The organism is Aquihabitans sp. G128 (assembly GCF_019048865.1).
Classification (GTDB): domain Bacteria; phylum Actinomycetota; class Acidimicrobiia; order Acidimicrobiales; family Iamiaceae; genus Aquihabitans.
Genome location: NZ_CP077604.1, coordinates 1,100,650 through 1,120,373 on the forward strand (window position 1 = coordinate 1,100,650; position 19,724 = coordinate 1,120,373).

At 74.2% G+C, this 19,724-nt stretch carries 22 protein-coding genes and 2 pseudogenes; 12 read left to right on the forward strand and 12 right to left on the reverse strand.

The window, feature by feature from the left end; translation table 11 throughout:
• Nucleotides 1-84: 84 nt before the first annotated feature.
• Together KSP35_RS05080 and KSP35_RS05085 are read right to left on the reverse strand one after the other, a co-directional pair.
• Nucleotides 85-285, reverse strand: a complete 201-nt coding sequence (locus KSP35_RS05080) for a hypothetical protein (protein WP_216999517.1) — start codon at nucleotides 283-285, stop codon at nucleotides 85-87.
• Nucleotides 282-566 carry a metal-sensitive transcriptional regulator gene (locus tag KSP35_RS05085; RefSeq protein ID WP_216999519.1) on the reverse strand — a complete coding sequence of 95 codons (285 nt, stop codon included), beginning with the start codon at nucleotides 564-566 and terminating at the stop codon, nucleotides 282-284. Before KSP35_RS05085 ends, KSP35_RS05080 begins: the two co-directional genes overlap by 4 nt.
• Nucleotides 567-653: 87 nt before the next feature.
• Between KSP35_RS05085 and KSP35_RS05090 the strand changes: the two genes are divergently transcribed.
• Nucleotides 654-1,325 carry an NAD(P)H-binding protein gene (locus KSP35_RS05090; RefSeq protein WP_216999521.1) on the forward strand — a complete coding sequence of 224 codons (672 nt, stop codon included), beginning with the start codon at nucleotides 654-656 and terminating at the stop codon, nucleotides 1,323-1,325.
• 95 nt (nucleotides 1,326-1,420) lie between these two features.
• Entirely contained in the window at nucleotides 1,421-2,584 is a 1,164-nt protein-coding gene (locus KSP35_RS05095; RefSeq protein ID WP_216999523.1) for an MFS transporter, read from the forward strand.
• Between the two features lie 45 nt (nucleotides 2,585-2,629).
• Here KSP35_RS05095 and KSP35_RS05100 read toward each other — a convergent pair whose 3' ends face one another.
• The 3 genes and pseudogenes from KSP35_RS05100 to KSP35_RS05110 all read right to left on the reverse strand — a co-directional run bounded on the left by KSP35_RS05100 (nucleotide 2,630) and on the right by KSP35_RS05110 (nucleotide 6,384).
• Nucleotides 2,630-3,412, reverse strand: a complete 783-nt coding sequence (locus tag KSP35_RS05100; protein WP_216999525.1) for an EAL domain-containing protein — start codon at nucleotides 3,410-3,412, stop codon at nucleotides 2,630-2,632.
• Entirely contained in the window at nucleotides 3,397-4,329 is a 933-nt protein-coding gene (locus KSP35_RS05105) for a GGDEF domain-containing protein (protein WP_216999527.1), read from the reverse strand. Before KSP35_RS05105 ends, KSP35_RS05100 begins: the two co-directional genes overlap by 16 nt.
• A gap of 101 nt (nucleotides 4,330-4,430) precedes the next feature.
• A pseudogene (locus tag KSP35_RS05110) lies at nucleotides 4,431-6,384 on the reverse strand (M13 family metallopeptidase).
• Nucleotides 6,385-6,745: 361 nt separating this feature from the next.
• Here KSP35_RS05110 and KSP35_RS05115 point away from each other — a divergent pair.
• A complete protein-coding gene (locus KSP35_RS05115; protein ID WP_216999529.1) occupies nucleotides 6,746-7,390 on the forward strand; it encodes an exopolysaccharide biosynthesis protein in 645 nt (214 codons plus the stop codon).
• A gap of 43 nt (nucleotides 7,391-7,433) precedes the next feature.
• Here KSP35_RS05115 and KSP35_RS05120 read toward each other — a convergent pair whose 3' ends face one another.
• From KSP35_RS05120 to KSP35_RS05140, 5 genes are all read right to left on the reverse strand, one after another.
• On the reverse strand, nucleotides 7,434-7,892 hold the full coding sequence (locus KSP35_RS05120) for a hypothetical protein (RefSeq protein WP_216999531.1): 459 nt from the start codon (nucleotides 7,890-7,892) through the stop codon (nucleotides 7,434-7,436).
• A 44-nt stretch (nucleotides 7,893-7,936) separates the two neighbouring features.
• Nucleotides 7,937-9,016: an alanine/ornithine racemase family PLP-dependent enzyme gene (locus tag KSP35_RS05125; RefSeq protein WP_216999533.1), complete on the reverse strand. Its 1,080-nt coding sequence runs from the start codon at nucleotides 9,014-9,016 to the stop codon at nucleotides 7,937-7,939.
• Nucleotides 9,013-10,146: a DUF1611 domain-containing protein gene (locus tag KSP35_RS05130; RefSeq protein ID WP_216999535.1), complete on the reverse strand. Its 1,134-nt coding sequence runs from the start codon at nucleotides 10,144-10,146 to the stop codon at nucleotides 9,013-9,015. The genes KSP35_RS05125 and KSP35_RS05130 overlap by 4 nt, the downstream gene beginning before the upstream one ends.
• Before the next feature lie 169 nt (nucleotides 10,147-10,315).
• Nucleotides 10,316-12,058: a glycoside hydrolase family 15 protein gene (locus KSP35_RS05135; RefSeq protein WP_216999537.1), complete on the reverse strand. Its 1,743-nt coding sequence runs from the start codon at nucleotides 12,056-12,058 to the stop codon at nucleotides 10,316-10,318.
• Entirely contained in the window at nucleotides 12,055-12,231 is a 177-nt protein-coding gene (locus tag KSP35_RS05140) for a hypothetical protein (protein WP_216999539.1), read from the reverse strand. Before KSP35_RS05140 ends, KSP35_RS05135 begins: the two co-directional genes overlap by 4 nt.
• A 107-nt stretch (nucleotides 12,232-12,338) precedes the next feature.
• Between KSP35_RS05140 and KSP35_RS05145 the strand changes: the two genes are divergently transcribed.
• From KSP35_RS05145 to KSP35_RS05155, 3 genes are read left to right on the forward strand one after another with little or no spacing between them, the layout of a single operon-like run.
• Entirely contained in the window at nucleotides 12,339-13,745 is a 1,407-nt protein-coding gene (locus KSP35_RS05145; RefSeq protein ID WP_216999541.1) for an NAD(P)/FAD-dependent oxidoreductase, read from the forward strand.
• Entirely contained in the window at nucleotides 13,742-14,356 is a 615-nt protein-coding gene (locus KSP35_RS05150; protein WP_216999543.1) for an SDR family NAD(P)-dependent oxidoreductase, read from the forward strand. Before KSP35_RS05145 ends, KSP35_RS05150 begins: the two co-directional genes overlap by 4 nt.
• Nucleotides 14,247-14,525 carry an SDR family oxidoreductase gene (locus tag KSP35_RS05155; RefSeq protein WP_254126996.1) on the forward strand — a complete coding sequence of 93 codons (279 nt, stop codon included), beginning with the start codon at nucleotides 14,247-14,249 and terminating at the stop codon, nucleotides 14,523-14,525. The genes KSP35_RS05150 and KSP35_RS05155 overlap by 110 nt, the downstream gene beginning before the upstream one ends.
• On the opposite strand, the gene KSP35_RS05160 is transcribed toward KSP35_RS05155, so the two are convergent.
• Nucleotides 14,518-15,108 carry a shikimate kinase gene (locus KSP35_RS05160; RefSeq protein ID WP_216999547.1) on the reverse strand — a complete coding sequence of 197 codons (591 nt, stop codon included), beginning with the start codon at nucleotides 15,106-15,108 and terminating at the stop codon, nucleotides 14,518-14,520. The two genes, KSP35_RS05155 and KSP35_RS05160, sit on opposite strands and share 8 nt — an antisense overlap.
• Nucleotides 15,109-15,383: 275 nt before the next feature.
• Between KSP35_RS05160 and KSP35_RS05165 the strand changes: the two genes are divergently transcribed.
• On the forward strand, nucleotides 15,384-16,079 hold the full coding sequence (locus KSP35_RS05165) for a GAF and ANTAR domain-containing protein (protein ID WP_216999549.1): 696 nt from the start codon (nucleotides 15,384-15,386) through the stop codon (nucleotides 16,077-16,079).
• 44 nt (nucleotides 16,080-16,123) lie between these two features.
• Here the strand turns inward: KSP35_RS05165 and KSP35_RS05170 are convergent.
• Nucleotides 16,124-16,475: pseudogene (locus KSP35_RS05170) on the reverse strand (hypothetical protein).
• Nucleotides 16,476-16,578: 103 nt separating this feature from the next.
• On the opposite strand from KSP35_RS05170, the gene KSP35_RS05175 reads away from it, so the two are divergent.
• The 5 genes from KSP35_RS05175 (at nucleotide 16,579) to tatB (ending at nucleotide 19,714) form a co-directional block, all read left to right on the forward strand.
• On the forward strand, nucleotides 16,579-17,499 hold the full coding sequence (locus tag KSP35_RS05175) for a trans-aconitate 2-methyltransferase (protein ID WP_216999552.1): 921 nt from the start codon (nucleotides 16,579-16,581) through the stop codon (nucleotides 17,497-17,499).
• 113 nt (nucleotides 17,500-17,612) lie between these two features.
• The gene (locus KSP35_RS05180) at nucleotides 17,613-17,951 is read left to right on the forward strand and encodes an STAS domain-containing protein (RefSeq protein ID WP_216999554.1); all 339 of its coding nucleotides are present in this window, start codon (nucleotides 17,613-17,615) and stop codon (nucleotides 17,949-17,951) included.
• Between the two features lie 40 nt (nucleotides 17,952-17,991).
• Nucleotides 17,992-18,798, forward strand: coding sequence for an alpha/beta fold hydrolase (locus KSP35_RS05185; protein ID WP_216999556.1), 807 nt, complete (start codon nucleotides 17,992-17,994; stop codon nucleotides 18,796-18,798).
• Nucleotides 18,795-19,424, forward strand: a complete 630-nt coding sequence (locus KSP35_RS05190) for an alpha/beta hydrolase (protein WP_216999558.1) — start codon at nucleotides 18,795-18,797, stop codon at nucleotides 19,422-19,424. The genes KSP35_RS05185 and KSP35_RS05190 overlap by 4 nt, the downstream gene beginning before the upstream one ends.
• Nucleotides 19,425-19,468: 44 nt before the next feature.
• On the forward strand, nucleotides 19,469-19,714 hold the full coding sequence (gene tatB / locus KSP35_RS05195; protein ID WP_216999560.1) for a Sec-independent protein translocase protein TatB: 246 nt from the start codon (nucleotides 19,469-19,471) through the stop codon (nucleotides 19,712-19,714).
• Nucleotides 19,715-19,724 lie beyond the last annotated feature (10 nt).

Genomic DNA, 19,724 nt, shown 5'->3' on the forward strand with positions numbered 1-19,724 from the left:
GGTCGTGGACGACCTCGAGGGCGGGGCCCGGGTCCGCCCGGTCGGCCTCGGCCGGGCCGGCCACCGTGGCGGTGGGGCGGTCGATCACGAGCCCATCCCCTCCATGTCGTGCGCGCCCGGAGCCACCGTGGTCGAGGTGCTGGTGGGGTGACGTTCACGCGAGGGGGCCGGATCGCTGCCGAGGGCGCTGCCGGCGACGAAGGCGCCGCCGAAGGCCACGAGCAGCACGGCGGCGAAGGCCGCCAGGCGGGCCCGGGCACCTTCCGGGACCACCGAGCGGGTCACGACCGCACCAGGCGGGCGATGGCCGCCTGGGCCTCGGCCAGCTTCTCGTCGAGGGCGGCGTCGTCTCCCTGGCGGGCGGCGTCGGTGACGCAGTGGGCGAGGTGCTCGTCCAGCAGGTTCAGCGCCACCGACTGCAGCGCTCGGGTGGCCGCCGAGACCTGGGTCAGGACGTCGATGCAGTACTGGTCCTCCTCCACCATGCGGGCCAGCCCCCGGACCTGGCCCTCCACCCGCCGGAGCGCGTTGAGGTGCTTCTGCTTCTCGTCGGAGTACCCAGCCATGGCCGCCAGGGTACCCCCTAGGGGTAGAACGACAACCCCCAGGGGGTATTCGGACCGGCGTCCGACCCAGCCCGGTACCGTGGGCCCGTGCTCGTCACCATCCTCGGAGCCCACGGCGCCATCGCCCGCCACCTCACCCGCTCGCTCGCGGCGGTGGGCGACCAGGTGCGAGGTGTCGTGCGCAACCCCGACCACCACGCCGACCTCGTCGCCGATGGTGCCGAGCCGCGCGTGTGCGACCTCGAGACCGCCGACGACGCCGCGATCGACGCCGCGCTGGCGGGCAGCGACGTCGTGGTGTTCGCCGCCGGCGCCGGTCCGGGCAGCGGCGCCGCCCGCAAGGAGGCGCTCGACCGCGACGGGGCCATCCGCGCCGCCGACTCGGCGGTGCGGCTCGGCATCGCCCGCTTCCTGGTGGTGAGCGCCATGGGCACCGACGACCCGCCCGCCGACGACGAGGTCTTCAGCGTCTACCTCCGGGCCAAGGCCGATGCCGACGCCGCGGTCCGCCGCGCCGGCCTCGACCACACGATCGTGCGCCCCGGCGGCCTCACGGACGACCCGCCCACCGGCCACGTGGCGCTGGCCCGCCACGTGGCGCCCGGCTCGGTGCCCCGAGCCGACGTCGCCGCCGTGCTCGCCGCCCTGGTCCACGACCCCGCCTCGGCCGGCCGGACCGTGGAGCTGGTGGGCGGAGACGTCCCGATCGCCGAGGCCGTCGCCGCCCTCGCGGGCTCGGTCGAGCCCGATCGGGGCTGACCATCGCCGCAGCGCGGCTGGTCCCGGCCTCGGCGTCGAGAGCCGCGGCCACCATCGTCGTCGGGCGCACCCTCCGGGGGTTCGCCGACGGCTTCGTGAGCGTGCTGCTCGCGCAGTACCTCACCACCCTCGGCCTCTCGCCGCTCGAGATCGGCGCCATCGTCACCGCCACCCTCCTGGGCTCCGCGGCGCTCACCCTCGCCTTCGGCCTGACGGCCCACCGCACGAGCCTGGCCGGCCTGCTCGTGGCGGCCTCGGTGGTCATGGCGCTCACCGGGATCGGCTTCGCGACCGTCACCGCGTTCGTGCCCCTCCTCCTGGTGGCCCTGGTGGGCACCCTGAACCCGTCGGCCGGCGACGTCAGCGTGTTCCTCCCCACCGAGCAGGCCCTGCTCGCCGAGGAGGTCGATCCGGTGGAGCGGCCGGCGCTCTACGCCCGCTACAACGTCGGCGGCACGCTGGCCGGCGCGCTGGGCGCCCTCGCCTCGGGCGGGCCCGAAGCCGTGGCGAACCGGTTCGACTGGGACGTGGCCACCGCCCTGCGGCTCGCGTTCCTCGTCTACGTCGCCGTCGCGGCCGTGATCTTCGTGCTCTACCGCCGGCTGCCCCGGGTCGCCCCCAGCGTCCCCCCGTCCGCTGCCGACGGACGGCGATCCCCGCTCGGGTCGTCGAAGCGGACCGTGCTGGGCCTCGCCGCGCTGTTCAGCCTCGACTCGGCGGGCAGCGGCTTCGTGGTGACGTCGCTCCTGGTGCTGTGGCTGCACCTGCGCTTCGACCTGTCGGCCGGGGTCACCGGCACGGTGTTCTTCGCCTCGGGCCTGCTCGGCGGCTGTTCGCAGCTCCTCGCCCCGCGGCTGGCCCGGCGCTACGGGCTGGTGCGGACGATGGCGTTCACCCACGTGCCGGCCAGCGCGCTGCTGGCGCTCACCCCGTTCGCGCCGTCGGGCGGGGTGGCCATCGCCCTGCTCCTGGTGCGGGCCCTCTTCGCCCAGATGGACGTCCCGGCCCGCCAGGCCTTCGTGATGGCGGTGGTGCCGCCGGAGCACCGCGCTGCCGCGTCGAGCGTCACCAACGTGCCCCGGAGCCTGGCCTCGGCCACCACGCCGCTGCTCGCCGGCGCGCTCCTGAGCCGCTCGCACTTCGGGTGGCCCCTGGTGATCGCCGGGCTCACCAAGCTCAGCTACGACCTGCTGCTGCTGGCCCGGCACCGCCACACGCCCACCGACGAGGCCCGGTCCACGACCTCGTCCCCCGCCTGACCGACTCCGGCTGCCTGCCGGATCGATCGCCTCGGCGACCGTCGTTCAGGCCGGGCCCGGGACCTCACGGCTGGCCCGCACCAGCTCCGCGATGCCGGCCGCCGGCTGGGGGCGAGCCAGCAAGTACCCCTGCCCTCGGGTGCAGCCGAGCTCCATGGCTGCCAAGCGCTGGTTCTCGGTCTCGATGCCCTCGGCCAGGGTGGACACCCCGATGGCCTCGGCGATGGCCACCACCGCGCTCACGATGCCGCGGAGCACCGCCGTCTCGCGCGAGTCGCCGCTCTCGCGGATCAGGCTGGCGTCGAACTTCAGGAAGTCGACGGGGAACGAGGCCAGCCGGCCGAGGGAGGAGTAGCCGGAGCCGAAGTCGTCGATGGCGATGCGCACGCCGGCGGTGCGCAGCTCGGTGAGCTGCGCGATGGCGTCGGCGAAGTTGCGGGCGATCGCCGTCTCGGTCAGCTCGAGCACGAGGTGGCGAGCGGCGATGCCCGCCCCCTCGACGGCCCCGAGCACGTCGTCGACCAGGGTGCCGGCGGCGAAGTGCTCGGCGCTGATGTTCACGCTCACGCCGAGGGGCAGCCCGGCACGCTCCCACCCGGCGCACTGCCGGGACGCGTCCTGCAGGGCCCAGCGGCCCATGTCGACGATGGCGCCGGTCTCCTCGGCGATCGGGATGAACGCTGCCGGGGTGAGGAAGCCCCGGGTGGGGTGGTTCCAGCGCATGAGCCCCTCGACGGCATCGATCACGCCGGTCGCGAGGACGACGATGGGCTGGTAGTGCAGCTCGAGCTCGCCCTCGCGCTGGGCCCGGCTCAGGCCGCCGACCACCTCGAGCCGCTGCGCGCCAGCTCGCGCAGGCTCGGGGCGAACACGTGGCTGCGGGCCTTGCCCGTCCGCTTGGCGGCGTACATGGCCGTGTCGGCGTCGTGGATGAGGTCGGCGGGACCGGTGTGGTCCGGGCTGGCGAAGGCGATCCCGATGCTGGCCGACAGCGGCAGGGCCGTGCCGGCGACGTCGAACGGGTCGGCCAACACCTTCTGGATCCGGGCCGCCACCGCCTCGGCCCGGGCGACGTCGCCCGACTCGACCACGATCACGAACTCGTCGCCGCCGTGGCGCGAGAGCAGGTCCGACGGCCGGGTGGCCCGCTGCAGCCGGTCGGCCAGGTCCCGCAGCAGCTGGTCGCCCACGGCGTGGCCCAGCGAGTCGTTGACGTTCTTGAAGCCGTCGATGTCGATGAACAGCAGCCCGACCTCGGTGCGTCCGGACGCTCGGTGGAGCTGGTCGAGGTGCTCGAGCAGCTGCACCCGGTTCGGGAGCCCGGTCAGCGCGTCCCGGCGGGCGTGCTGCCAGGAGGCCTCGGCCACCTGGGCCCGCTCGACGTCGCGGTCGCGACGCTCGTTGATGTCCCGGAAGAAGACGACCAGGCCCTGCTCGTCGGGGAAGGCGCGGATCTCGAACCAGGTCTCCAGCGGGTCGTAGCGGTAGGCGTCGACGATCGCCGGCTCGCCGGTGGCCGCAGCGTGGAGGTACTCCTTGCCCAGCAGGCTGTCGTGCACGTCCGGGAACTCCTCCCACACCGACCGGCCGAGCAGCTCGTCCGCCGGGCGGCGCAGCAGCCGGGCGGCGCTCTCGTTCAGGAACGTGAACCGCCACTCGGTGTCGAGGCAGTAGACGGCGTCGCTGGTGACGGCCAGGGCGAATCGCGCCAGGTCCCCGATCGACCGGTCACCTGGAGCTGCCATCGGGACCTCCCTCCTGGTTCGCCGGGCGCGGCCCGGCGACCCCGGTCGTTGCCAAGGGGTTCGCCGTGCGCCCCGCCCGCGCCTTCCTCACCGGTGGCCGGTCACCAGATGTCGACCCGCTCGGCCGGGTCGAGCCACAGCGCGTCCTGCTCCTCGACGCCGAACGCCGCGTGGAACCCGTCGATGTTGCGCACCACGGCGTTGCACCGGAACTCCGGCGGCGAGTGCGGGTCGATGGCCAGCAGGCGCACGACCTCCTCGTCGCGGGACTTGGTGCGCCACGCCTGGGCCCACGACCAGAAGAAGCGCTGGTTGCCGTCGAGCCCGTCGACCACCCCTGGCTCGTCCTCGCCGACCGCCAGGCGGTAGGCGGCGTAGGCGATGGCCAGGCCGCCGAGGTCTCCGATGTTCTCCCCCACGGTGAAGGCGCCGTTGACGTGGTGGCCCGGGGCCTGCTTCGGCTCGAGGGCGTCGTACTGGGCGATCAGCGCCGCGGTCCGCTCCTCGAACGCCGAGCGGTCGGCGTCGGTCCACCAGTCGTTGAGGTTGCCGTCGCCGTCGTAGCGCGAGCCCTGGTCGTCGAAGCCGTGCCCGATCTCGTGGCCGATCACCGCGCCGATGGCCCCGTAGTTGACCGCGGCGTCGGCCTCGGGGTCGAAGAACGGTGGCTGGAGGATGGCCGCCGGGAAGACGATCTCGTTCATGAGCGGGTTGTAGTAGGCGTTCACGGTCTGGGGGCTCATGAACCACTCGTCCCGGTCGACCGGCTGGCCCACGCGGGCCAGCTCGCGGTCGACCTCGAAGGAGGCGGCGCGGCGCAGGTTGCCGATGAGGTCGCCCGGTCGGACCTCGAGCTTCGAGTAGTCCCTCCAGGAGTCGGGGTAGCCGACCTTGGGGGTGAACTTCTCCAGCTTCTCCAGCGCCCGGGCCCGGGTCTCGTCGGTCATCCAGGCCAGGTTCGAGATGCTCTGCCGGTAGGCCTCGATGAGGTTGGCCACCAGGTCCAGCATCTGGGCCTTGGCATCGGCCGGGAAGTGCTCGGCCACGTAGAGCTTGCCGAGGGCCTCCGAGAGGGCGGCCTCGACCACGCCGACGCCTCGCTTCCAGCGGGCCCGCAGCTCGGTGGTGCCGCTGAGGGTGGTGCCGTAGAAGGCGAAGTTCTCCTCGACGAACGGGCTGCTGAGCAGGGCGGCGGCGTCGTGCACGAGGTGCCACCGGAGCCAGGCCTTCCAGTCGTCGAGCGGGACCTCGGTGAGGGCAGCGGCGAGGCCGGTGAGGTAGCTCGGTTCGCGGACGATCACGCGGTCGAGCAGCGTGGCGGGCGCCCCGAGACCTTCGAGCCAAGCCGACCAGTCGACGGCCGGAGCCAGCGCCTCCAGGGCGCTGCGGTCGTGGAGGTTGTAGGTGGCCTCGGCGTCGCGGTCCTTGACCTGGTCCCAGTGGTGCGAGGCGAGGCGGGTCTCGAGGGCCACGGCGCGCCGCCTGGTCCTCGGCGTCATCGGCGCCGGCCAGCGCGAGCAGCCGGCCGACGTGGCCCTGGTAGGCCTCGAGGATCGGCGCGAACTGCTCTTCGCGGTAGAACGCCTCGTCCGGCAGGCCGAGGCCGCCCTGGGCGAGGTACACGGCGTAGCGGTCGGACTCGCGGGCGTCGGCGAAGACCGCCACCCCGAAGGGGCCCGGCACGCCGGAGCGCCCGAGCTCGCCCAGCAGGCGCAGCAGTCCGGCGGCGTCGGCGACGGCGTCGATGGCGGCGAGGTCGTCCTCGATGGGCGAGAGCCCCAGGGACTCGATGTGGTCCTCGTCCAGGAAGCTGGCGTAGAGGTCGCCCACCTGCTGGGCCTCGCTGCCCGGGGCGGCCTCCTGCTCGGCCAGGCGGTCGAGCAGGGCGCGGACGGCCAGCTCGGACTCGTCCCGCAGCCGGTGGAAGGCGCCGTCGCTGGCCCGGTCGCCCGGGATCTCGGCGGTGGCCAGCCAACTGCCGTTCACGTGGCGGAAGAGGTCGTCCTGCGGCCGGACGTCGTCCACCACGTGCTCCAGATCGATGCCCGAACCCATCTCGCCAACCCTGCTTCCTGCTCGCGTCGTCGCTGCGCTGCCGACCCTACCGAGGTCCGGCGAGGGCGCGGTCGACCCGCCGCGAACGGTGGTCGCCGGTGGGCGCGTCAGCCGGCGGCGTCGTCGTCGCGCATGGGGCCGACGGGGTGCCCGGACGGGTCCCGCAAGAAGGCGAGGTCGCCCACGCCGTCGACGTGCACCGGTCCATGAGCACCACCTCGCCGGCGGCACCGCCCGCGCACCGAGCTGTGCGGCCCGGGCGACCTCGGGACCGCCCCCGACCCACGTTCGCGGAGGCCGGGGGCCGGGCCCGGCAAGCGGTCATGGGTCGCCAGGCGACGAGGAGGGTAAGGAACCGGCCATGACGGCCATCATCAAGCGGCGAGACGCCCGCAACCGCTTGCGAAGGGCCGCTCGCCGCGGGGTGAGCCACGGGCTCGAGGAGTGGCTGGAGGGCGACGAGCCCACCACGCTCGGCACCCTGAACGACGCCTTCGGCGAGAAGATCCTGGCGGCCGCCTGCCTGGCCCTGATGGCGCCGTCGGCGTTGCCGATCCCCACCGGCGGCGCCACCCACGTGTTCGACGTGATCGCCTTCCTGTTCGCCGTGCAGATGGTGGTGTCGCGCAAGAAGGTCTGGCTGCCGGTCAAGTGGCGCAAGCGGGAGCTCGGGAAGGGCACCAAGAAGGCCTTCCGCCTGCTCATCCGCTTCGTGAAGCAGTGCGAGCGGATCTCGAAGCCCCGCCTCCGGTGGATGCTCACCAGCCGGGTGGGCGAGTCGCTGCTGGGCATCGCCATCACCGTGCTGGTGGTGGGCGCCTTCATCAGCCCGCCGTTCTCCGGCCTCGACACGCTGCCCTCGCTCGCCGTGGTGGTCATCGCCCTCGGCATCCTCCTCGACGACGGGCTCTTCGCCATCGGCGGCCTCGTCATCGGCGTGGCCGGGCTCGGCCTCACCATCGGGCTCGGCCTGCAGGCCAGCCACCTGTTCGGCACCCTCTTCTGATCGGGCCGGCCGCCGGAGCCGGGGCGGCGCGCCGCGACGGCCCTCAGCGGCGGTCGGTGCGGAGGGGCTCGACCACGGCCACGTAGGCCGCGAGTCGGTCGGCCAGCTCGAAGCAGAGCTCGGGGTCGCCGAGGTCGGGGTCGATCCAGGCCTCGGAGAGCCGGCACCACCCCTTGCGGCCGAGGAAGGGCCCCGCCACCGCATCGGGCCCGAGCTCCTCCCGCCAGGAGGCCTCGGCCGCCACGAGGGGACGCAGCCCAGCGGCGTTCTCCCGGTCGTCGGGGTGCTCGAGGTGGAAGCCGACCTCGATGGCGAGCACCTCGGCCCCGGGGACGTGCTTCGCCGAGACCACCTGCGCCTCGTAGTGCGCTCGCGGGCACTCGTCGAGGTCGAACCACGCCTTGAGGCCCCAGCGTCGGGCCTGGGTGCGGAACGAGCCCAGCTCCGGCGGGACCAGGCCCCGCACCGCATCAGCCACCTGGTCGAACACCCCGAGCTCCACCGGTGCAGTCTGGCGGACCGGTGGCGGTCGGCGCCCGAGGTCGTTCAGGAGCCGGCGGCGGCTGCGCCGACGACCACCGTGGCCACGAACGGCGACGTCAGCGCCCGCACGAGGGCGCCGTAGCCGAGGCCGAACGTGAGCTCGTCGCCGGGCGCGAGCTCGTGGTCGCCGGCATCGAGCACGAGGTGGTCGCTGCTGGCACCCAGGATCGTGGTCCCGGGCGGCGGGACGAGGCCGTCGGGATCGACGTCCTGGCGACCCAGGGCGACGATCACCTGCCGGATGGTCCCGCTGCCGAGCCGCACCGGACGGTCGCCGAACGCCGTCTGGGCGAGCGAGCCCCACGGCTGCACGGGCTTGCGCTGGGCCTCGATGACCTCGGCGACGAGCGCGAACGCATCGAGGTGGAGGCCGGGGATTGGGGTCCGCTCGAGCGGTTCCGTGCCCAGCAGGATCGACTCGCCGAGGCGCAGATCGTCGATGCGCCCCACGTCCACGGTGTCGAGCGCCCACGCCAGGTTGGCCGAGTTGCCGCCGGAGACGACGGCCAGGGGCCGCCCGATCTCGACCTCGACCTGCTCCACCAACCGGGAGAGCTCGTCCATCTTCGCCTGGTCCGGCACCACGCCGCTCTGGCAGGCCAGGTTGGTGCCCAGGCCCTGGAGCACCAGTCCCGGCAGCTCCCCCACCCGGCGCGCCGCGTCGACGACGTCGACCGCAGCCAGCCCCTCACGGAGGTCGCCCAGCTCGACCATCAGCACGATGCCGTGCGACACCCGGTGCCGCTGCGCGGCGGACGAGAGCGCGGCGAGCACCGCGGCCTCGGTGTTCAGGCTCACGTCGGCCTCGCGGACCACGGCCTCGGCCTGGCTGGCCATGGGCGAGCGGATGAGGGTGAGCGGTGCGGCGATGCCCGCCGAGCGCACGCGGGCGAGGTTCTCGATCCGGGAGTCGCCGAGGCCGTGGGCCCCGCCACGGAGCATGGCGGCGGCGATGTCGGGGGACCCCAGGGCCGCCTTGGTCACGCCGGTGGCGCGGATGCCGAGCGGGGCCAGCCGATCGACGAGCACCCGGGTGTTGGCCGCCACCTTGTCGAGGTCGACCTCGACGCGGGGCGCGGTCACCGCTCGCTCAGGGCCCGTCCCGCACCGAGCTCGGGGAAGGCCAGCAGCACCATGTCGACCAGGCGGTCCAGCGGCCGCGTGAGCGGGTCGGTGGCCGGGATGCCGAGCTCGAGCTCGTGGTCGTCGATCGCGCCGCTGATCTCGTCGTCGGTCATCAGCTCGTGGTTGATGGTGATGCCGATGACCTTGGTGTCGGCGAAGGCCTCGATGAGCGCGACCTCGCTGGCGGCGGTGGGCATGGCCACCATCGGGAAGTCGCCGAGCACCTCGCGCTTGGGGGCGTGCTGGACGATCACGCCGGCGGGGCGGCTGCCGCGGAGGATGTGGGCCGAGGTGAGGTAGGCGGGGTGGCTCAGCGCGCCCTGGCCCTCGACGACGATCACGTCGGGGTCTTCGCCCTCGAAGGCCGCCACGACCTGGGCCTCCACCTCGCCCGAGCAGAACTGGGGCACCAGGGCGTCGAGGGCCACGCCGTACTTGCCGCCCTGGATCAGCGTCGTCTGGCCGGTGCCGACCATGACGGCCTTGATGCCCTGGGCGTTGAGCGCCTGCACCAGCAGGGTCGCGGTGGTCCGCTTGCCGATGGCGCCGTCGGTGCCGAGCACGGCGATGCGCGGGCACGTGACGTCGAAGATGCGGCCGGAGAAGAGCTTGAGGTCCTTCTTCTCCTTGGGCCGACGCACGTCGGTGATGGTCACCCCGGCCAGGAGGCTGGCGGCCACGAACTCGGCGTCGTCGTTCAGGAACTCGTGCAGGCCGTTGATCACGTGCATGCCGCGGGAGATGCCGTCGAGCAGCACCACCCGCTGCGCCGGCGAGAGGAGCCCGTCGGCCGGGGCCACGCCGCAGATCAGGAAGTCCGGCACCCGGCCGGCGTGGGCGATGGCCTCGGCGAGGTCGCGCAGCACCGGGATGCCGTTCGGCGTCCCGTCGAGGAAGGCGCCAGCGTCGGCCCCTGCCTGGTGGCTGTCGATGACGCTGAGCACCTGGTACTTCTCGGAGTGGCGCACCAGGCCGTTGGCGGTCTTGCCGTCCTGCTCGCCGAACTGGCCCTCGCAGTAGACGACGGCGGTGGTGCCGGTGGCCGGGCGCGCGGCGGTACTGGAAGCGGTGGGGAACAGCGGGGACATGGCACTCCTCTGAGCGGCTCAGAGGAGGCGACGGGATCGTGGCGGGGCCGGTGGGGCCCAACGGTCAACGAGGCGTCTTCCCTGGGTGCCGGCAGTGTTGCCAGCACCTGAAGGGTACCTGCCGGGCCCCGGAACCCCGCGATGCGGCGTGCGGGGGCGACCGGCGACCTCAGGCCGGGCCGTGGCGGTCGAGCAGGACCATGGCCCTCGCGGCCTCGGTGTGGGACCACACGAGCGGCACGTTCCCGAGGCCGGCGCCGGTCCGGGCATCGACCTCTTCGGGCTGCAGCGGGCCCAGCAGGGCGAGCATGGCGTCGGTCCGGTCGCACGCCTCCCGGTAGCGCCCGACCACTGCCAGGGCGCTCACCGCCCACCAGCTGGCGGGGACGAACGCCCCCTCCCCCGGGCTGAACCCGTCGTCGACCCCTGCGTCGTAGCGCCGGAGGAAGGGGCCGTCGCCGAGGACCTCGATGGTGGCGTCCACGAGGCGGGCCGCACGGGGGTCGTCGGCGTCGAGCAGGCCGTAGACCACCGCGAGCAGCCCCGAGGCGTCGTGGTGGTCGTCCCCGTAGGCCTGCGGGAGGCTGCCGTCGTCCCGGAGCGCTCCCAGCACGCGGGCGCGGACCGCCTCGGCGGCAGCGGTCCACGTGCGGATCCGGCCGGCCCAGCGAACCCGGTGGTGCCGTCGCGCCAGCTCGGCCGCCCGGTCGAGCGCCAGCCAACGGCCGATGTCGGCCGAGAGGACCTCGGCCGGGCTCCGCAGCTCCCAGATGCCGTTCGTGGGGCCGGGCACGTGGAGGGCCCGCTCGGCGAAGGCCCGGACGATCGACCAGTGGGCGGCCGTGAGGCCGTCGCCGGCGTCGTCGAACGCGACCATCGACTCGAGGACGAGGCCGAGCACGTCGTGCTGCACCTGGCCGGCCGCCCCGTTGCCGAGGCGCACGGGGCGCGACCCCCGCCAACCGGAGCGGCCGACGAGCTCGCGCTCCGAGGGCACGTCGCCGCCCCGAACGTCGAACACCGGCGACTCCAGCAGGCGGGCCGGGCCCAGCGCGCCGAGGAAGCCGAGCAGCGAGGCGGCGGCCTCGTGCTTGCCGAGCAGCGATCCCACCCCGACCGCCTGGGCGCTGTCTCGCAGCCAGCAGTAGCGGTAGTCGAACTGGCGGTCGCCGCCCACCACCTCGGGCAGGGAGGTCGTGGGGGCCGCCACGATGGCCCCGGTCGCCACCGTCGTGCAGGCGGTGAGCACGGCGAGGGCGCGCTCGCCCAGGTGGGGGTGGTGCTGCGGGAGCGTGCAGGTGTCGGCGAACTCCTCCGCCGACGTGATCGCCGCGAGCACCTCGGCGGCGGCAGCCTCGAGCGTGGGCGGGTCGGCCACGTCCACCGCGACCACGAGCCCCCTCCATCGGTCCGGGACGGCGTGCAGGCTGGTGCGAACGGTCGGGCCGTCCACCACCGAATCGCCGTCGCCCGCCACGGCCACGCGGTGGCCGCCGAGCTCCGCCACGAGGTCGTCGGCCCACGCGGCCGCCGGCCCCTCGATGTCGCCGAGCGCGAGGTGGTGCTCGATGGCCACCGGCCCGCTCGCGCTGCGGGCGAGGCGCACGAGCACGCTGCCCGTCTCGCCGCGGATCAGGCCGTCGAGCAGCTCGACGTCGTGGCCGTCGATGCGCACGGTGGAGCGCAGGCCGGGGCCAGCGACGTCGTTCGAGCGCGACACGGCCGTGGCCCCCACCCAGGTGGCCGAGGGGCCATCGACGTCGAGCAGCTGCCACAGCAGAGGTGGGTCGTCGACCTGCGGCGCGCACCACCAGTCGATGGCACCGTCGTGGCGCAGCAGGGCGCTGCTCCGGCCGTCTCCCAGCAGGCGATGGTCCTCGATCGGCGGGTGCTCCCCGTCGCGGCCGGTCACCGCTCGAGGTCGGGCCCCGCCTCGGCGAGCTCCTCGAACCCCACCGCCAGGCGGGGCTCGTGGTCGGCGATCCAGACCAGCTCGGGCCGCTCCCGGGGGAGCACGAGCAGCTCGCCGGGCAGCTCGCCAGGTCGGTGGTGGGCAGCGGCGGGGGCCTCGCGCAGGTCGATCACCGGACCGACGTACCCCGCCGCCGTGGGTCCCGGAACCGCTGCCGCCCTCGAGCCGCCTCCCCACCATCGATGGTCTGCCGGACGAGCCGTGCGGGGATGGGGGCACGATGGAGCAGTACGACGTGGTCGTCATCGGGGCCGGTACCGCAGGCGAGTCGATCGCCCGGAACGTGGCCGAAGGCGGGCGCTCCGTCGCCCTGGTCGAAGCGAACCGGGTCGGGGGCGAGTGCCCGTACGTCGCCTGCACCCCGGGGAAGGCCATGTTGCGCGCCGCGCACGTGCGCCACCTCGTCCGCCACGCCGCCGAGGTCGGCGCGGTCTCCGCACCGCTCACGCTCGACGCCGAGCGCTACGCCTATGCCGCGGCGGTGGAGCGGCGGGACGAGAAGAGCTCCCATCGCGACGACGAGGGGGCGGCCGACTCGGTCGAGGCGTCCGGCGTGACCCTCGTGCGCGGCCGGGGCGTCATCAGCGGTCCCGGCGTGGTGGCGGTCGACGGTCGGGAGCTGGGGTTCACCGACCTCGTCATCGGCAGCGGGACCAGCGCCGTCCGCCCCGAGATCGACGGCCTGGGGGACGTGCCCACATGGACCAGCGACGAGGCGCTCAGCTCCTCCGAGCTGCCGGCCTCGCTCCTCGTCCTCGGGTCCGGCGCGGTCGGCTGCGAGCTGGCCCAGATCTTCGCCCGGTTCGGGACCACGGTGACCGTCGTCGACAGCGCCGACCGGTTGCTCCCCAGCGAGGAGCCGCAGATCTCGGAGATCCTGCGGGGAGCGTTCGACGACGACGGCATCGCCGTCCGCTTCGGCATCTCGGCCCAGCGCGCCGAGGCGACCGATGCGGGCGTGGCCGTCACGTTCGACGACGGGACCACCATCGAGGCCGAGCGGCTGCTGCTCGCCGTGGGTCGCCAGCCCAAGACCGACGGGCTCGGCCTCGCGACGATCGGGGTCACCGCCGAGGACGACGGCACGCTCTCGACGGGACCGGACGGACGGGTGGACGGCCAGGAGCACGTCTGGGCCGCCGGCGACGTGACCGGTGTGGCCCCCTACACCCACACGGCGAACTACCAGGCCCGGATCATCACGGCCAACCTCCTCGGCGGCACGGCGACGGCGAGCTACGCCGCCATCCCCCGCTCGGTCTTCACCGAGCCGGCCGTCGGCTCCGTCGGCCGCACCGTCGCGGCCGCGAGCGACGAGGACCTCACCGTCGTCAGCACGTGCGCCGACCTCACCGAGACGGCTCGCTCCGGCACCGACGGCCTCGACGCCGGCGCCATCGTCCTGGTGGCCGACCCGGCACGTCGGGTCCTCGTCGGTGCCTCGGCCATCGGCCCCGAGGCCGACCACTGGATCAGCGAGGCGGTGCTCGCCATCCGGGCGGAGGTGCCGCTCGACGTGCTGGCCGACGTGGTGCACGGGTTCCCGACCTACCCCGAGGCCTACGAGCTGGCCGTCCGCCAGCTCCTCGAACAGCTCGACGGCGAGGCCGGGGACGGCGGGTCGTGATCGAGAGCGAGGCCCGACCGCTGGCGGGCCGGGTGGCCCTGGTGACCGGTGCCGGCAGCGGCATCGGCGCCGCCACGGCCATCCGCCTGGCCCGGGCCGGCGCCGACGTGGCGGTCAACGTCCACCGGCCCGGGAGCGGCGACGCGACCGTGCGGGCGGTCGAGGAGCAGGGCCGACGCGCGATCCAGGTGGTGGCCGACGTCGGCGAGGAGGCCGACGTGGCTGCGCTGTTCCGGACCGTCGAGGCCGAGCTGGGCCGGGTGTCGGTGTGCGTCAGCAACGCCGGCACCCAGGAGCAGGCCCCGTTCCTGGAGCTCGAGCTGGCGTCCTGGCGCCGCCAGCTGTCGGTGAACCTCGACGCCACGTTCCTGGTGGGCCGGGCCGCCGCTCGGTCGATGGTCGGCCACGGCGGCGGGACCATCGTGAACGTCACGAGCGTGCACGAGCACACGACGTTCCCCGGGCTATGCGGCCTACTGCACGGCGAAGGCGGGGGCCGGCATGCTCACCCGAGCGATGGCCCGGGAGCTGGCCTCGGAGGGGGTGCGCGTGGTGGCGGTCGCTCCCGGCGCGGTGGCGTCAGGGGCGAACGAGGATGCGGACGACGGTGATCCCGAGGAGCTCCGCCGCACCCTGGAGGGCATCCCCGCCGGGCGGCTGGCGCGGCCCGAGGAGGTGGCCGACCTGATCGCCTACGTGGCCTCGCCCCAGGCGGCGTACATCACCGGGACCACGATCGTGATCGACGGCGGGCTCGAGCAAGAGGTCTCGATCAGCTGACCCCACCGGCGCCGTGCTCGCGGAGGGCCGCTTCGACGGCAGCCGCGAGGTCCTCCGGGGCTCGGCTCTCGACGTCGAGCACGAGGTCGGCCAGCGACGAGTAGGTCCGGTCCCGCTCGGCCGCCTGTTCCTCCAGCACCGGCAGCGGGTCGTCGCCCAGGAGCGGGCGGTGGTGGGAGCCCGAGCGCTCGATGCGGGTCGCCAGCTCCAGGGGGTCGGCCCGCAGCCACACGGTGAAGGCGTCGGCGCCGGCCAGCGAGGCCAGCACGAGCTCGTCGTCCACCGCGCCGCCCGGCATGGCCAGCACGTCCGGCCCGCCGACGGTCAACAGGTGCACCACGATGTCGCGCTCCAGCGGGCGGTAGGCCGCCTCGCCGCCGCGCTCCCAGAGCTCGTTGACGGTCAGCCCGGTGCGCTCGTGGACCTCGACGTCGACGTCGACCAGCGGCCGACCGAGGTGGGCGGCCACCAGGCGGCCGACCGTGGTCTTGCCGGAACCCATGAGGCCCACCAGGACCACGTGGTCCGGCGAGGACGGGGCCGGGCCGGTGCGACGCGGGTCAGGCCGGTCGGGGCTCGCCACGGTCAAGCCACCGCCGCCGGGTGGGGCGTGGGCCAGGGGTTCGGTCGAGCCATCGTGATCTCCGTTCGGTCGTCGCCCGTCCCCTCTCTTCCCCCTGGCCCGCCGGCCCGGAACCCGCTGCGCATCGCCGCTGGTCCGAGCGGCGACGGCAGCAGATCGTTGGCACGCACCGGTCGGACGCCGGCTTTCGTGGGCCGCCGCCGGGCGCCGCTAGCTTGAGCGGCCTGCCGTTGTCCTTGAGACCACAGGGATGGCTCCGTCTAGGAGGCCATGTCTTGGGATCGGACCCGCGCCCAGCCGCGCTCATCGAGCTGTCGAAGATCATCGTCTCGGAGCGGCCGCTCCGCGAGACGCTGTCGCACGTCTCCGAGGTCATCACCGCCGCGCTCCCTGCCGCCTTTGCGGGCATGACGCTGATCGACGAGCGGGGCCAGCCGGTCACCACGGCCTACACCGACGAGGACTCCCCGGAGATCGACGCCGCGCAATACCGGACCGACGCCGGGCCCTGCCTGGATGCCTGGCGGCTCGCCCACGCCGTGCGCATCGCCGACACCGCCGCCGACGGCCCCTACGAGGCGTTCTGCGCCGCCGCCGTGGCCCACGGCATCCGGAGCACGCTCTCGGTGCCGCTCTGCGCGTTGGACGAACCGCTCGGCGCGCTGAACCTGTACTCCCACGAGGTCGACGCGTTCAGCGACGACGACGTGGAGCTGGCGTTGCAACTGGTGGAGGTGGCGGCGGTCGTCCTCGTCAACGCCCGGGCGTTCTGGGGCGAGCGGGAGCTGAACCTCCAGCTGAACGACGCGCTCAGCTCTCGAGCGGTCATCGAGCAGGCGAAGGGGATCCTCATGGCCCGCAACGCCACGCTCGACGCCGATGCCGCCTTCGACGTGCTCCGCAGCGCGTCCCAGCGCGAGAACGTGAAGCTCCGCGACATCGCCGAGCGCATCGTCGCCAGCCGCGCCTGAAGGAGCGGCGGGTTGCCACGGCCGTGCCGCATCGGCCGGTCGGCTCAGCCGCTCACGGCATCGAGGTGCTGGAGGAGGTCGTGGGCGGCCAGCTCCACGTCCTTGTGACGCCACTCGGCGGCGCGGTACACGCAGGCGATCAGGCCCGAGCGGTGCACCCGGCGCAGGTCGCCGCACACGAACGCGTACCGCGCCTTCGTCTCGTCGTTGGCACCGTCGGTGAGGCCGAGGTGCCAGGAGGCGTACGCCTCCCACGAGTGGCGCTTCGAGGTAGGCGTTCTGCGCCTCGGCGTCGGGCTGCACCTCACCCCAGTCACTGTCGAGGACGTACTGGCGGCGGTCGATGAGCCCACGCACGTGCTCCACCGCCTCGGCGTTCACCGCATAGGAGGCCATGGGCTCGCGCTACCCGGGTCGCCGCCGGCCAGACCCGCCCCCTTCCTTGCTGCTTCCGCAAGAGCCGATGCGTGCGGCGATGTCGCCCTCTACCGTGACCGCCATGGCTGCACAGGACCACGAAGACCAGCACGAGCACGAGCACCAGGCGGCGCACGAGCACGGCCACGTCCACCTCGACGAGGCCGACTGGGAGCGGTGGGCCGGGCAGGCGGAGCGGGAGGGCGAGGTGCTGCTCGACGTGGTGACGAAGGCGGCCAGCTGGGCCTCGGACCTGCGCGGCACCGCCGTCGGCCCCGTGCGCCACGTGGTCGACGTCGGCTCCGGGCCCGGGGTGGGCAGCTGCGAGCTGGCTCGGCTCTTCCCGGCCGCGACCGTGACCGCGGTCGACGGCTCACCGGCGATGCTGGAACGGGCTCGGGGGCGGGCCGAGCGGCTCGGGCTCGCCGAGCGGGTGACCACCCACCAGGCCGAGCTGCCCGATGGCTTGGAGGGGCTGGCTCCCGCCGACCTGGTCTGGGCGTCGATGTCCCTGCACCACGTGGGCGACGAGGTGGCCGCCCTCGCCGCGCTGCGGAGGCTCCTCGCGCCCGGCGGCCTGGTCGCCATCGCCGAGATCGCCGAGCCGCTGCGCGTCCTCCCCGACGACCTGGGGATCGGCCGGCCCGGCCTCGCCGATCGGCTCGACGCTGCCGGCTCCCGGTGGTTCGACGAGCTCCGCCGGGGGCTGCCGGGGGCCAAGGCCGCCAACTCGCTCCCGGCCTTGGTGGCCGACGCCGGCTTGCGCATCGTGGGATCCCGCATCGCCCAGGTCCGCCTCGACCCACCGCTCGCCGACGACGCCCGCCGCTTCGTGGCCGACACCGTCGACCGGTCCCGCCAGCAGTGGCAGCGCCACCTCGACGCCGACGACGTCGCCGCCCTCGAGGTCCTCGTCGATCCCGGCGACGAGCGCAGCGTCCTGCGTCGCCCCGACGTGTTCGTGCACGCCTCGCGAGAGCTCGTGATCGCCGCCCCGGCCTGACCGCCGCACCCGCCCGGCGCGCACGCGGCGCAGGCCGCGGCGGGCGGGCCTACCCTGTGCGGTCGGTGGAGCGGGCCACCGAACCAGAGGTTCCTGCACCCGAGAGGAAGACGATGGCCGAGACCGAGGGGCAGCCGGCGAACGAGGCGTTCCACGTCGCGACGCACCGCACCGGCTTCACCGAGACCGTCACCGTCACCGGCGAGCTCGACCTCGCCACCGCGCCCGCCCTCGCCGCTGCGGTCTCCGAGGCCATCGCCGCCGGGGTCGGCAAGATCGTGCTCGACGCCTCGGGCCTCACCTACATCGACTCCATCGGCATCAGCCTCCTCGTGCGGGCGTGGAACGAGATGAAGGGCCGGGCCACGATGCCCGTCGTGGTCACGAACCTGCAGCCCAACGTGCGCCGCGTCCTCGAGGTCTGCGGGATCGTCAACCTGGTCACCGAGTAGGCGGCCTCCGGATCCCCCGGCGGGGTGGCACCATGCACCGGTGCTCGTCCCGTCCGGTTCCGCCCGCATCGCCTACGACGCCGAGGGAGCAGGAGCACCGGTGCTGCTCCTGCACGCCGGCGTCACCGACCGCCGCAGCTGGCGCCCCCTCGTCGACCACCTCGGCGGAGGGTTCCGCACCATCGCGTACGACCGGCGCGGGTTCGGCGAGACCACCTACGACCCGGAGCCCCACCGCGAGGCCGACGGCGCGCTGGCGGTGCTCGACGCCGAGGGCGTCGGTTCGGCCGCGGTGGTCGGCGCATCGAACGGCGGCCGCCGAGCCATCGACCTTGCCCTCGCCGCCCCCGACCGGGTCGATGCCCTGGTGCTGATCGGCGCCGGGGTCAGTGGCGCCCCCGAGCTGGAGGTCGCCGCGCTGGCGCCGGACGTGCAGGACCTGGTGGCTCGCTACGAGGCCGCCGAGGAGGCCGGCGACCTCGACCTGGTGAACCGGCTCGAGGCCCACGCCTGGCTCGACGGCTGGACCGCCCCGGAGGGACGGGTGGGCGAGCCCGTCCGGGCCCGGTTCCTTGAGGCGAACGACATCGCCCTGCGATCGCCCGACCCCGGCCCCGAGGACCCGGTCGTGCCGGCCTGGGACCGCCTGGGCGAGATCACCGTCCCCACCCTCGTGCTGTGCGGTGAGCACGACGTGGTCGCCGTTCCGGCGGCCGAGCACCTGGCTGCCCACATCCCCGGTGCCCGCTACGAGGTGCTCGCCGGCACCGGCCACCTTCCCCACGTCGAAGGCCACCCGGAGGCCCTCCGCCTGATCACCGAGCTGCTCGAGGCGGTCGGCCCATGACCGGCGAGGGCGAGGGCCGCGGCACGATCGGGCTCGGTCCCGGCGGCGCCAGCGGCGAGCTCGCCGGCCTCGTGCAGCCCTTCCGGCTCCTGGCGCGCACCCGCCGCCTGCACGGCGCGCCGCGTGGCCACGGCTCCCGGGTGGTGGTCCTGCCCGGCCACAACTTCGGCGACGGCACGACGGCGGTGCTGCGCCGCTACCTCGCCGGGCGGGGCCACGACGTCTCCGGATGGGGCCTGGGCCGCAACGACCACGACGCCCGCACCATGGTGCAGCCGATGATCGCCGAGCTCGATCGACGGGTCGACGAGGGCGCCACCGGCCGGGCGGCGCTGGTGGGCCAGAGCCTCGGGGGGTTCCTCGCCCGAGAGGTCGCCCGGCACCGGCCCGACCTCGTGTCCCGGGTCATCACGCTGGGCAGCCCGCTCTATGCCCCCACCTCAGCCTTGCCCATCACGGTGCCGATCACCGCCCTGTGGAGCCGCTCGGACCACGTGGTCCCGCCGGGCTGGACCACCGACGACGGCCCCACGGTCGAGCTGGTCGAGGTCCGCAGCACCCACTTCGCCATGGGCTTCGACCCCGACGTCTGGCTGGTGGTGGCGGACCGGCTCGCTCGCGCCTGACCTGATCGGTCATCCGCCGCCGCCACCGGCTCCGAACTCCCTGCGTGTTCAACGTGGGCGGTCCCGAGATCGTGGTCATCCTGGTCGTCGCCCTGCTGATCCTCGGGCCCGACCAGCTGCCGAAGGCCATGCGCACCGTCGGAAACGTGATGGAGCAGGTCCGCCGGGTGTCCGGCGGGTTCCAGGCCGAGATCAAGAAGGCCATGGACGCCGCCACCGCCGAGGAGCCGGCCGCCAAGCCCGCCACGGAGCCCCGCCCCGAACCGCAGTCCGAGCCGACCTCCGCCTGACCCGCTCGGG

Excerpts from the sequence above, each read along its gene's own strand:
- KSP35_RS05085 (WP_216999519.1), bottom strand. The coding sequence starts at position 566 with ATGGCTGGGTACTCCGACGAGAAGCAGAAGCACCTCAACGCGCTCCGG.
- KSP35_RS05105 (WP_216999527.1), bottom strand. The coding sequence starts at position 4,329 with ATGGCAGCTCCAGGTGACCGGTCGATCGGGGACCTGGCGCGATTCGCC.
- KSP35_RS05115 (WP_216999529.1), top strand. The coding sequence starts at position 6,746 with ATGACGGCCATCATCAAGCGGCGAGACGCCCGCAACCGCTTGCGAAGG.
- KSP35_RS05130 (WP_216999535.1), bottom strand. The coding sequence starts at position 10,146 with ATGTCCCCGCTGTTCCCCACCGCTTCCAGTACCGCCGCGCGCCCGGCC.
- KSP35_RS05145 (WP_216999541.1), top strand. The coding sequence starts at position 12,339 with ATGGAGCAGTACGACGTGGTCGTCATCGGGGCCGGTACCGCAGGCGAG.
- KSP35_RS05155 (WP_254126996.1), top strand. The coding sequence starts at position 14,247 with ATGCTCACCCGAGCGATGGCCCGGGAGCTGGCCTCGGAGGGGGTGCGC.
- KSP35_RS05175 (WP_216999552.1), top strand. The coding sequence starts at position 16,579 with ATGGCTGCACAGGACCACGAAGACCAGCACGAGCACGAGCACCAGGCG.
- KSP35_RS05180 (WP_216999554.1), top strand. The coding sequence starts at position 17,613 with ATGGCCGAGACCGAGGGGCAGCCGGCGAACGAGGCGTTCCACGTCGCG.
- KSP35_RS05190 (WP_216999558.1), top strand. The coding sequence starts at position 18,795 with ATGACCGGCGAGGGCGAGGGCCGCGGCACGATCGGGCTCGGTCCCGGC.